Annotated in this window: 8 protein-coding genes, 1 tRNA gene and 1 pseudogene; all 10 read left to right on the top strand. The window is 42.9% G+C overall.

What is annotated here, in order from left to right; genetic code table 11:
- A pseudogene (gene tuf / locus FTU36_RS13965) lies at nucleotides 1–290 on the top strand (elongation factor Tu); the annotation flags it as partial.
- A gap of 55 nt (nucleotides 291–345) precedes the next feature.
- Nucleotides 346–421 (top strand) — tRNA-Trp (locus FTU36_RS13960).
- Between the two features lie 76 nt (nucleotides 422–497).
- On the top strand, nucleotides 498–938 hold the full coding sequence (secE, locus tag FTU36_RS13955; protein ID WP_078189832.1) for a preprotein translocase subunit SecE: 441 nt from the start codon (nucleotides 498–500) through the stop codon (nucleotides 936–938).
- 7 nt (nucleotides 939–945) lie between these two features.
- Nucleotides 946–1,479 (top strand): transcription termination/antitermination protein NusG, encoded by a 534-nt coding sequence (gene nusG / locus FTU36_RS13950; protein ID WP_078189831.1) that lies wholly within the window; start codon nucleotides 946–948, stop codon nucleotides 1,477–1,479.
- A gap of 115 nt (nucleotides 1,480–1,594) precedes the next feature.
- On the top strand, nucleotides 1,595–2,023 hold the full coding sequence (gene rplK / locus FTU36_RS13945; RefSeq protein ID WP_004868049.1) for a 50S ribosomal protein L11: 429 nt from the start codon (nucleotides 1,595–1,597) through the stop codon (nucleotides 2,021–2,023).
- 3 nt (nucleotides 2,024–2,026) lie between these two features.
- Complete coding sequence (rplA, locus tag FTU36_RS13940) at nucleotides 2,027–2,722, top strand: 50S ribosomal protein L1 (protein WP_078189830.1); 696 nt, start codon at nucleotides 2,027–2,029, stop codon at nucleotides 2,720–2,722.
- 349 nt (nucleotides 2,723–3,071) lie between these two features.
- A complete protein-coding gene (rplJ, locus tag FTU36_RS13935) occupies nucleotides 3,072–3,578 on the top strand; it encodes a 50S ribosomal protein L10 (RefSeq protein WP_078189829.1) in 507 nt (168 codons plus the stop codon).
- Nucleotides 3,579–3,626: 48 nt separating this feature from the next.
- A complete protein-coding gene (gene rplL / locus FTU36_RS13930; protein ID WP_078189828.1) occupies nucleotides 3,627–3,998 on the top strand; it encodes a 50S ribosomal protein L7/L12 in 372 nt (123 codons plus the stop codon).
- A 304-nt stretch (nucleotides 3,999–4,302) separates the two neighbouring features.
- On the top strand, nucleotides 4,303–8,391 hold the full coding sequence (gene rpoB, locus FTU36_RS13925; RefSeq protein WP_180002850.1) for a DNA-directed RNA polymerase subunit beta: 4,089 nt from the start codon (nucleotides 4,303–4,305) through the stop codon (nucleotides 8,389–8,391).
- A 140-nt stretch (nucleotides 8,392–8,531) separates the two neighbouring features.
- Nucleotides 8,532–12,731 carry a DNA-directed RNA polymerase subunit beta' gene (rpoC, locus tag FTU36_RS13920; RefSeq protein ID WP_180118317.1) on the top strand — a complete coding sequence of 1,400 codons (4,200 nt, stop codon included), beginning with the start codon at nucleotides 8,532–8,534 and terminating at the stop codon, nucleotides 12,729–12,731.
- The last annotated feature ends 151 nt before the right edge of the window (nucleotides 12,732–12,882 follow it).

Below are 12,882 nucleotides of genomic sequence, written 5' to 3'. Positions count from 1 at the left end.
TCAAACCGCATACTAAATTCGACGCAGAAGTATACGTACTTTCTAAAGACGAAGGTGGTCGTCATACTCCATTCCTTAACGGTTACCGTCCACAGTTCTACTTCCGTACAACTGACGTAACTGGTGCAATCGCGCTTAAAGAAGGCGTTGAAATGGTTATGCCTGGTGACAACGTAGAAATGTCAGTAGAATTAATCCACCCAATCGCAATGGACGCTGGCTTACGCTTCGCGATCCGTGAAGGTGGCCGTACAGTTGGTGCGGGTGTTGTTTCTAAAGTAACTGCATAATATAATACAGTTATCTTTGTACAGATCGAGAGTTTCGACTCTCGATTTGCTCTGCAGGTCAGTAGTTCAATTGGTAGAGCGTCGGTCTCCAAAACCGAATGTTGGGGGTTCGAGTCCCTCCTGGCCTGCCAAATTTTTTTAAAAAGAAGCTTGATGCTGGCTCAACTGGTCATATAATAAGTCGCGAATCCTACGACGAGTACAAAAATGTCGAATGATAAATCGCGTGACGCATTAAGCGACGCGCCAATTCCTCAAAGAAATAATCCTGCTGAAGTTGTTAATTCTGGTTCCCCTTTAGACTATGTTCTGTGGGTTATCGCGTTGATTTTACTCGGTAGTTCTATGATGGTGAATCAACATTTGCCAGCATACTGGGCACCAGCGAATGATGTCTGGGTCCGTGTTGGGGTAATTTTGGCTTGTATCATCGTGGCTTTAGGTTTATTATACGCCACCCATCAAGGCAAAGGCTTTGTTCGATTGTTGAAAGATGCTCGAATTGAGTTACGTCGAGTGACTTGGCCAACCAAGCAAGAGACCATGACCACATCTTGGCAGGTACTTGCGGTAGTCTTAGTGGCATCTATTTTATTATGGTGCTTTGACTATGCTTTGAGCTGGTTAATGAAGTTTATTATCGGGTAAGAGAGCTATGAAACGTTGGTACATTATTCATGCCTATTCAGGCTATGAAAAACAAGTGTTACGCTCACTTAATGATCGAATCCAGCGTAGCGCTGTAGCCGATAGCTTTGGTGAAGTCCTTGTCCCTACTGAAGAAGTAGTGGAAATGAAGGATGGTAAGAAACGTAAATCTGAGCGTAAATTCTTTCCAGGCTATGTGTTAGTCGAAATGGAAATGAATGATGAAACTTGGCACATTGTTAAAGAATGTCCAAAAGTATTAGGTTTCATTGGTGGTACTGCAGAAAAACCTGCACCAATTACGCAAAAAGAAGCTGATGCGATTCTTGCACGTGTACGCAATACTGGCGAAGCACCTCGTCCTAAGACGATGTTTGAACCAGGTGAAGAATTACTCGTAATTGACGGTCCATTCACCGACTTTAAAGGCGTGGTGGAAGAAGTTCTATACGATAAGTCACGTTTAACGTTGACGATTAATGTATTTAATCGACCAACTCAAGTTGAACTGGAATTTCGCCAAGTCGAAAAATCAGTTTAATTTAACTTGGTTGATAAACGCCCGATTTGTTATGAGTCGGGCATTGTTGTTGTAACGGTATCGTTACTTAAATGTATGGGGAGCCTAGCGGCGTTAGTACCCAGAGGTAATTGAAATGGCTAAGAAGATTGACGGCTATATCAAGCTGCAAGTTCCAGCTGGTAAAGCAAATCCATCTCCACCGATTGGTCCTGCACTAGGTCAACGTGGTGTTAACATCATGGCATTCTGTAAAGAATTCAATGCTGCGACACAAAAAGTTGAAGCTGGTCTTCCAATTCCAGTAGTGATCACTGTGTACAACGACAAGTCGTTCACATTCATCATGAAAACTCCTCCTGCTGCGATTCTTCTTAAGAAAGCTGCGGGCATCCAAAAGGGTTCAGCTGTACCTAACAAGACTAAAGTTGGTAAGTTGACTCGCGCTCAATTAGAAGAAATTGCGACTACTAAAGAACCAGATCTTACTGGTGCTGATTTAGACGCACGTGTACGTACCATTGCTGGTTCTGCGCGTTCTATGGGCTTGGAAGTGGAGCTATAAGACATGGCTAAATTAACTAAACGTCAAAAAGCCATTGTTGCTGCTGTTGAAGCTAACAAAGTTTACACTTTGGAAGAAGCAGTTGCAGTTCTTAACGGCCTTCCAGCAGTAAAATTCAAAGAATCTTTGGATGTTGCTGTAAACCTAGGTGTTGATCCTCGTAAATCTGACCAAGTTGTTCGTGGCGCGACTACACTTCCTGCAGGTACTGGTAAAACTGTACGTGTAGCTGTGTTTGCTCAAGGCGCTGCTGCTGAAGCTGCTAAAGCTGAAGGCGCGGACGTTGTTGGTTTTGATGATCTTGCTGAAAGCATCCAAGCGGGTAACCTTGACTTTGACGTAGTAATTGCAGCTCCGGATGCAATGCGCGTTGTTGGTAAGTTGGGTACGATTCTTGGTCCACGTGGCTTAATGCCAAACCCTAAAGTGGGTACTGTAACTCCTGACGTAGCTTCTGCTGTTAAAAACGCGAAAGCTGGTCAAGCACGTTACCGTGTAGACAAAGCTGGTATTATCCACGCTGCGATCGGTCAAGTAGGTTTCACTGCTGAAGCTGTTCGTTCAAACGTTGAAGCTCTTGTAGCTGACCTTAAGAAAGCAAAACCTGCTACTTCTAAAGGTGTTTACATCCAAAAGATCACTTTAAGCTCAACTATGGGTCCTGGTCTTGTTGTTGATGTAGCAAACGTTTCTAAATAAGTTTCGACTTATTACAGAATTTTAAAGCCCTGAGTAATATTTAAAGCGCTGCTTTAAATATTACGCAAGATAGAAATTAAGCTTCATTCGAAGCACAGTTTCTCATCTTGCGGGTCGGCAAAGCATGCTTTGCTGATCGCCCCTCAGGCAAACTTTGAATTGATAAATTTAGATTTATCAGCGTCAAAGACCTCAGGCGAGGGGAGTTTTATGCTTTCTTCTTAATAGCCCAGCCTGAGTAGACGCGGTGGTGTGATTTGTTCCTCCTCCGCGTGTTGGTTCAGTGATGAGCTAACGAATTGGGAGTGCATCTGTATAGGTGCATAAATCACCGTTAGGAGGTTTTACAATGGCTCTTCTTATCGAAGGCAAAAAACAGATCGTAGCTGAAGTAACTGAAGTTGCTTCTACTGCGTATGCTGCTGTTGTTGCTGACTACCAAGGTTTAACTGTTGAGCAATTAACTGCTCTACGTGTTGAAGCTCGTAAACTAGGTGTTGCTACTCGCGTAGTTCGTAACACTTTGGCTAAACGTGCTCTTCAAGATACTCAATTCAATATCTTGAGCGACAACCTTGTTGGCCCAACAATCTTAGCTTTCTCAACTTCTGAAGACGACATGGGCGCAGCTGCTCGTTTGTTCGAAGAATTTGCTAAAACTAATAAAGCATTTGAACTTAAAGCTGCTGCATTTGACGGTAAAGTTTATCAAGGTGCTGAAGTTAGCGTTATCGCGAACCTTCCAAACCAAGAGAAAGCGCTTACTATGCTTGCAAGCGTTCTTCAAGCTCCTATTTCGAAATTGGGTCGCCTTATTACTGCGCTCAAAGAGAAAAACGAGTCAGAAGCTGCTTAAGTTTAAATCAATTTACACACCATTCAATACCCATTTGGAGTTACTCTCATGGCTTTAACAAACGAAGAAATCTTAAACGCAGTTGCTGAAAAAACTGTTCTTGAACTTGTTGAACTTATTTCTGCTTTCGAAGAAAAATTCAACGTATCTGCTGCTGCTGTAGCAGTTGCTGCTGCTCCTGGCGCTGCTGGTGCTGCTGCTGAAGAACAATCAGAATTCAACGTTGAGTTGACTTCTTTCGGTGCTAACAAAGTTGCTGTAATTAAAGCAGTTCGTGAAGCTACTGGCCTTGGTCTTAAAGAAGCTAAAGATCTTGTTGAAAGCGCTCCTTCAGTTCTTAAAGAAGGCGTTTCTAAAGAAGAAGGCGAAGAACTTAAGAAAAAACTTGAAGAAGCTGGTGCTACAGTTACACTTAAGTAATCTTAAGGGGAGTCGATTTTTTTATAATCGGCTCCAAAAAATGGCTGGTGGCCCTTGGGTCATCAGCCTTTTTGCGTTACAATTATCGGCTCGATTTTTGTTTGCATGATATAAAAATCATACAAATTAAAAATAATTTATAAAACCAAACGCTTACCAATATTTTTCAGTAAAAAAATATTGTTAAGCGTTTTAATACCACTAAAAATTGCAGCATTTGTGAAAGTGGTGGCCATATCGGCCTGCGTAATTCCTTCTAAGTTCGTTCTGCAGGCGGACTTAGTTTACTTTCCGAGGACTCCAGATGGCATACTCATATACCGAAAAGAAACGGATCCGTAAGAATTTTGGTAAATTGCCCAAGGTAATGGATGTTCCGTACTTGCTCGCGATTCAAGTCGACTCGTACCGAACTTTCCTTCAAGACGGCAAAACTCCAAAAAACCGCGAAGATATCGGTCTCCAGGCCGCATTTCGTTCAGTTTTTCCTATTGAAAGTTATTCTGGCAATGCTGCTTTAGAATTTGTTGAGTATAGTCTTGGTAAGCCTGAATTTGATGTGCGCGAATGTATTCTTCGTGGCTCAACTTATGCGGCGCCAATGCGTGTAAAAATTCGTCTGATCATTAAAGATCGCGAAACTAAAACAATCAAAGATGTGCGTGAGCAAGAAGTCTACATGGGTGAAATGCCACTTATGACAGACAACGGTACCTTTGTGATCAATGGTACTGAGCGTGTAATCGTATCTCAATTACACCGTTCACCAGGTGTGTTCTTTGACCATGATAAAGGCAAAACTCACTCTAGCGGTAAAGTTCTTTATTCTGCTCGTATCATTCCTTACCGTGGTTCATGGTTAGACTTTGAATTCGATGCAAAAGATCTTGTCTATGTTCGTATTGACCGTCGTCGTAAATTACTTGCGACTGTTGTGCTTCGTGCCTTGGGTTATAACAACGAACAAATCCTAGACATGTTCTACGAAAAAGTACCTGTATATCTTGATATGGGTAGCTATCAAATTGACTTGGTTCCAGAACGTCTACGTGGCGAAATGGCACAGTTTGATATCGTGGGTACAGACGGTAAAACAATTGTTGAACAAGGTAAACGTATTAACGCGCGCCATGTTCGTCAAATGGAAGCAGCAGGTCTTGAAAAACTTTCTGTTCCTGATGAATACCTATATGAACGTATCGTTGCTGAAGATGTAACGTTACGTGATGGCGAAGTTGTTGCGGCAAATACCGTACTTAGCCATGAAATTATGGTGAAATTGGCTGAAGGCGGCGTTAAACAATTCAACGTACTTTATACCAATGACATCGACCGTGGTCCATTCATTGCGGACTCTTTACGTGCAGATACTACAACTGGTCGTGAGGAAGCACTTGTAGAAATCTACAAAGTGATGCGTCCGGGTGAGCCACCAACAAAAGAAGCTGCTGAAAACTTATTCAACAACTTGTTCTTCTCTTCTGAACGTTATGACTTATCACCAGTAGGTCGTATGAAGTTCAACCGTCGTTTGGGTCGTCCTTACGAAGTGGGTACGGATCAGAAGTCTCGTGAAGTTGAAGGCATTCTTTCGAACGAAGACATCACTGATGTATTGAAAACATTAGTTGAAATCCGCAACGGTAAAGGTGAAGTCGACGATATCGATCACTTGGGTAACCGTCGTGTTCGTTCTGTTGGTGAAATGACAGAAAATCAATTCCGTGTTGGTCTAGTTCGTGTTGAACGTGCTGTTAAAGAACGTTTATCTCAAGCTGAAACTGATAACTTGTCTCCGCAAGATTTAATCAATGCGAAACCAGTTGCTGCGGCAATCAAAGAATTCTTTGGTTCAAGCCAGTTGTCTCAGTTCATGGACCAAAACAACCCATTGTCTGAAATTACACACAAACGTCGTGTATCAGCATTGGGCCCAGGTGGTTTGACTCGTGAACGTGCGGGCTTCGAAGTACGTGACGTACATCAAACTCACTACGGTCGTGTATGTCCAATTGAGACTCCTGAAGGTCCAAACATTGGTTTGATCAACTCACTTTCTGTTTATGCGAAATGTAATAACTTCGGTTTCTTGGAAACTCCATACCGTAAAGTTGTTGATGGTCGTGTAACGGATGACGTTGAATACCTTTCTGCGATTGAAGAAGTAGGTACTGTGATTGCACAGGCCGATTCTGGTATCGATAAAGACGGTAACTTAACTGAAGAATTCGTATCTGTACGTCACCAAGGTGAATTCGTACGTATTCCACCAGAAAAAGTAACGCATATGGATGTATCTGCTCAGCAGGTGGTATCTGTAGCGGCATCACTTATTCCGTTCCTTGAACACGATGATGCCAACCGTGCATTGATGGGTTCAAACATGCAGCGTCAGGCTGTTCCTACTTTACGTGCTGACAAACCGCTTGTTGGTACAGGTATGGAAGCAAACGTAGCGCATGACTCGGGTGTGTGTGTACTTGCGAAACGTGGTGGTCGTATTGAGTTCGTTGATGCTTCTCGTGTCGTTATTCGTGTAAACGAAGAAGAGATGGTGGCAGGCGAAGCAGGTGTAGATATCTACAACCTGATCAAATACACCCGTTCGAACCAAAATACATGTATCAACCAAAACGTTGTTGTACGTTTAGGTGACAAAGTTGCACGTGGTGACGTTCTTGCTGATGGTCCATCAACAGATGGCGGTGAATTGGCATTGGGTCAAAACATGCGTGTAGCGTTCATGACTTGGAACGGTTATAACTACGAAGACTCGATCTTACTTTCAGAGCGTGTACTTCAAGAAGATCGTTTAACGTCTATCCACATCCAAGAGCTTTCATGTGTTGCACGTGATACCAAATTGGGTGCTGAAGAAATTACAGCGGATATCCCGAACGTGGGTGAAGCTGCACTTTCTAAATTGGATGAATCAGGTATCGTTTATATCGGTGCTGAAGTTACTGCGGGTGACATTCTTGTCGGTAAAGTAACGCCTAAAGGTGAAACGCAGTTAACTCCGGAAGAAAAATTGCTTCGTGCAATCTTCGGTGAAAAAGCGGCTGACGTAAAAGACTCTTCATTACGCGTATCTTCATCTGTGAAAGGTACTGTAATTGACGTTCAAGTATTTACACGTGACGGTCTTGAAAAAGACGAACGTGCTCAAGCAATTGAGAAAGCACAACTTGATGCTTACCGTAAAGACTTGAAAGAAGAATACAAAATCTTCGAAGAAGCGGCTCGTGAACGTATTGTTCGTCTATTGAAAGGTCAAGAATCTAACGGTGGCGGTACAACTAAACGCGGTGACAAATTAACTGAAGAGTTATTGTCTGGTCTTGAGTTGGTTGATCTTATTGAAATCCAACCAGTCGACGAAGCGATTGCTGAACGTTTAACTCAAATTCAAGTGTTCTTGAAAGAGAAGAGCCTTGAAATTGACGAGAAATTTGCAGAGAAAAAACGCAAACTTTCTACAGGTGATGAACTGACAACTGGCGTATTGAAAGTTGTTAAAGTTTACTTGGCTGTAAAACGTCGCATCCAACCGGGTGATAAAATGGCGGGTCGTCACGGTAACAAAGGTGTTGTATCTAACATCTTACCTGTAGAAGACATGCCACACGATGCAAACGGTGTTCCAGTTGATGTTGTACTTAACCCACTGGGTGTACCATCACGTATGAACGTGGGTCAGATTCTTGAAACTCACTTAGGTATGGCAGCTAAAGGTCTTGGCGATCAAATCGACAAGATGATGAAAGAGCAACGTACTGTACTTGAGCTTCGTGATTTCTTAGACAAGATTTACAACAAAGTTGGTGGCGAACAAGAAGATCTTGATAGCTTGACTGATGAAGAAATCTTGGTGCTTTCAGGTAACTTGCGTAAAGGTGTTCCTTTAGCAACACCAGTATTTGATGGTGCTGAAGAATCACAAATTAAAGAATTGTTAGAACTTGGTGGCATTTCACGTACTGGTCAAACAGTATTGTATGATGGTCGTACAGGTGAACGTTTTGACCGTCCAGTAACTGTAGGTTACATGTACATGTTGAAACTGAACCACTTGGTTGACGACAAGATGCATGCGCGTTCTACTGGTTCTTACTCTCTAGTAACTCAACAGCCGCTTGGTGGTAAAGCACAATTCGGTGGTCAGCGTTTCGGTGAGATGGAAGTATGGGCACTCGAAGCTTACGGTGCAGCATACACACTTCAAGAAATGCTTACTGTGAAGTCGGATGACGTTGAAGGTCGTACCCGTATCTATAAGAACATTGTAGATGGTAACCATTACATGGACCCAGGTATGCCTGAATCGTTCAACGTATTGACCAAAGAGATCCGTTCTTTAGGTATCAACATTGAACTGAAAAATGGTGACTAATTAGCTCCATTGAATCTCCCTTGCGAAGCAGTGCTTCTCACCTCTTTAATCAAGAGGGGCAAGGGGGATTTCTCAGTTAAAAAACAATATTTGTGACCCAGTTGTGAAGTGAAAATCTCCACAACACACGGAGAAAAAAATTGAAAGACTTGCTCGATATCATGCGCAAAAAGACGGATTCAGACGGTCATGCTCCTGTAGAGTTTGATCGCATCCGTATTGGTCTTGCGTCACCAGAAATGATTAAGTCGTGGTCTCATGGTGAAGTTAAAAAGCCTGAAACCATTAACTACCGTACGTTCAAACCTGAACGTGATGGTTTATTCTGTGCCAAAATCTTTGGTCCAGTAAAAGATTACGAATGCTTGTGTGGTAAATACAAGCGTATGAAATACAAGGGCGTCATTTGTGAAAAATGTGGCGTTGAAGTAACAACTGCAAAAGTACGTCGTGAGCGTATGGGTCATATTGACCTTGCTTCTCCAGTTGCGCATATTTGGTTCTTAAAATCACTTCCTAGCCGTATTGGTCTGCTTTTAGACATGACTTTACGTGATATCGAACGTGTATTGTATTTCGAATCATACGTTGTAACTGACCCAGGTATGACTCCACTTGAGAAATACCAACTTCTAAACGATGAAGAATACTTCACTGCTTTAGAAGAACACGGTGATGAATTCACTGCGAAAATGGGTGCAGAAGCAGTTCAAGATTTGTTGAAAGACATCGATCTTGAAGCTGAAATTTCACGTCTTCGTGAAGAGATTCCAAATACAACTTCAGAAACGAAGCTTAAAAAAGCTTCTAAACGTCTGAAATTGATGGAAGCGTTCAAAGAGTCGAACAACAAACCAGAATGGATGGTGATGAATGTACTTCCAGTACTTCCACCTGATCTTCGTCCGTTGGTTCCTCTAGAAGGTGGTCGTTTTGCAACTTCTGACTTGAACGATCTTTACCGTCGTGTAATCAACCGTAACAACCGTTTAAAACGTCTTTTAGACCTTGCAGCACCAGACATTATCGTACGTAACGAAAAACGTATGTTACAAGAGTCTGTAGATGCATTGCTTGATAACGGTCGTCGTGGTCGCGCAATTACCGGTTCGAACAAACGTCCTCTTAAATCTTTGGCAGACATGATCAAAGGTAAACAAGGTCGTTTCCGTCAAAACTTATTGGGTAAACGTGTCGATTACTCTGGTCGTTCGGTAATTACTGTAGGTCCAACTTTACGTCTGCACCAATGTGGTCTTCCGAAAAAAATGGCGCTTGAATTATTCAAACCATTCATTTTCGCGAAACTACAAGCGGCTGGCCAAGCGACAACCATTAAAGCTGCGAAGAAAATGGTTGAGCGTGAAACTCCAGAAGTTTGGGACGTACTTGCTCACGTAATTCGTCAACATCCAGTGATGTTGAACCGTGCGCCTACACTTCACCGTTTGGGTCTTCAAGCATTTGAACCAACCCTGATTGAAGGTAAAGCAATCCGTCTTCATCCGTTAGTTTGTGCGGCATTTAACGCCGACTTCGACGGTGACCAAATGGCGGTACACGTACCATTAACACTTGAAGCTCAGTTAGAAGCTCGTGCGTTAATGATGTCAACAAACAACATTCTTTCTCCTGCGAACGGTGAGCCAATCATCGTACCTTCTCAGGACGTTGTCTTAGGCTTGTACTACATCACTCGTGATGCGATCAATGCCAAAGGTGAAGGCATGGTGTTTGCGGATACTGACGAAGTAAACCGTGCACTTGCAACAGGTCAAGTTGATTTACACGCTCGCGTAAAAGCACGTGTACACCAAACTGTCATTGACGAAAATGGTAACCGTGAACAACAAACCATTGTTGTAGACACAACTCCAGGTCGTTGTTTACTTTGGGAAGTTGTACCTGAAGGTATGGATTTCCAACAAATCAACGTTGAGATGACTAAAAAGAACATCTCTAAATTGATCAACTCTTGCTACCGTAAATTAGGCCTAAAAGATACTGTTATCTTCGCTGACCAATTGATGTACTTGGGCTTCCGTCAAGCGACTCACTCAGGTGTGTCTGTTGGTATGGAAGACATGTTAATTCCGCCACAAAAACAAGCAATTATCGAAAAAGCTGAAGTTGAAGTTCGTGAAATCGAACAACAGTTTGAGCAAGGTTTCGTAACTGCCGGCGAACGATATAACAAAGTTGTCGATATTTGGGCGCGTACAAACGACCAAGTAGCGAAAGCGATGATGGACAACTTGTCTTTCACAACTGTTAAAAACAAACAGGGTGAAGACGAGAAACAAAAATCATTCAACTCGATTTACATGATGTCTGACTCAGGTGCCCGTGGTTCGGCAGCTCAGATTCGTCAGTTAGCGGGTATGCGTGGTTTGATGGCAAAACCAGATGGTTCGATCATTGAAACACCAATTAAAGCAAACTTCCGTGAAGGTTTGACCGTACTTCAGTACTTCATTTCAACACACGGTGCACGTAAAGGTTTGGCCGATACTGCATTGAAAACTGCGAACTCAGGTTACTTGACTCGTCGTTTGGTTGACGTAGCACAAGACTTGGTAATTACCGAGCCAGATTGTGGTACTTTCGACGGTCTTGTAATGACTCCATTCATTCAAGGTGGCGATGTCATCGAGAACTTAGGTACTCGAGTATTGGGTCGTGTACTTGCTGAAGATGCGAAGAAACCAGGTTCGGATGATGTGATTCTTCCACGTAATACATTAATCGACGAAAAACTTGCAAACTACTTAGAAGAGCAAGGTGTCGATGAAGTGAAAGTACGTTCAGTTGTAAACTGTGAATCTACTTTCGGTGTATGTGCGAAATGTTACGGTCGTGACCTTGCTCGCGGTCACTTGGTGAATCCAGGTGAATCTGTGGGTGTAATGGCTGCTCAATCAATTGGTGAGCCAGGTACACAGTTAACCATGCGTACGTTCCACGTAGGTGGTGCTGCGAGCCGAACTTCTGCTGCTAACAGCGTACAAGTTCGTAACAAAGGTACAGTACGTTTCCACAATGTGAAAACAGTACAACACGCTAAAGGTCACTTGGTATCAACTTCACGTTCAGGTGAAATCGGTATCGCGGATGACATCGGTCGTGAACGCGAACGTTACAAAATTCCATACGGTGCTTCAATCATCATTAAAGATGGCGAAGCTGTGGAAGCTGGCGGTATCGTAGCGACTTGGGATCCGCATACACATCCATTGGTTACCGAAGTTGCAGGTAAAGTGCGTTTCAGCCAAATCGCTGATGGCGTAACTGTGACATCAAAAACTGATGATGCAACAGGTATGACGACTATTGAAGTACTTCCAGTAACTTCACGTCCAGCATCTGGTAAAGATATGCGTCCAGCTGTTGTATTGGATACAACAGATGGCGGCGAACAGTTCTACTTCTTGCCACAAAATACGATTCTGACTGTTCGTGATGGCGAAACAATTGGCGTCGGTGACGTAATTGGTCGTGTACCACAAGAATCTTCACGCACACGTGATATTACCGGTGGTCTACCGCGTGTAGCTGACTTGTTCGAAGCACGTAAACCGAAAGAACATGCGATCCTTGCTGAAATTTCAGGTATCGTAAGCTTCGGTAAAGAGACCAAAGGTAAGAACCGTCTTGTGATTACTCCGGATGATGGCTCTGAGATTTATGAAGAGCTAATTCCGAAATGGCGTACGATTAACGTGTTCGAAGGCGAGCATGTGAACCGTGGTGAAACCATTTCTGATGGTCCGCAAAATCCACACGACATCTTACGTTTGAAAGGCGAAGTTGCGCTTACAAACTACATCGTGAACGAAGTTCAAGACGTATACCGTCTGCAAGGTGTAAAAATCAACGACAAGCACATTGAAGTGATCGTACGTCAAATGCTTCGTAAAGTTGAAATCACTGACGGTGGTGATACAAGCTTCATCAAAGGCGAGCAAGTGGAATACATCCGCGTTGTTCAAGAAAACCAAGCTGTGGCAGCTCAGAACAAGTTCCCAGCGAAGTTTGAACGTCAATTGATGGGTATTACCAAAGCGTCGCTTTCTACTGACTCGTTCATTTCTGCTGCATCGTTCCAGGAAACAACTCGTGTGTTAACTGAAGCTGCTGTAACAGGTAAAGAAGATGAATTACGTGGTCTGAAAGAAAACGTAGTTGTAGGTCGTCTGATCCCAGCGGGTACAGGTTTGGCTTACCACTTAGAACGTCGTCGTCAAGAGTCTGAAGCTGCAGAGCTTGAGCTTCACAATGATTTCTCTGATGTAGATCAAGCGTTAAGCCAAGCATTTAGCGATGAATTTAACGGTCTTTAATTAGCCCTTAAATCATTCCAAAAAAGCCACCTTCGGGTGGTTTTTTTTATGCGGACGAATTGAAAATTAAAGCTTTCCTAATGTTGATTTATTTCCTATAGTAAAAATAGAACATAACACATCTCTTGATTTTTAAATTTAAACATAACGG

The organism is Acinetobacter sp. YH12096, from assembly GCF_013419215.1.
Taxonomy (GTDB): domain Bacteria; phylum Pseudomonadota; class Gammaproteobacteria; order Pseudomonadales; family Moraxellaceae; genus Acinetobacter; species Acinetobacter amyesii.
The sequence above is the reverse complement of the archived record's forward strand: the minus strand, read 5'-3'. Positions and strand labels throughout refer to the sequence as shown.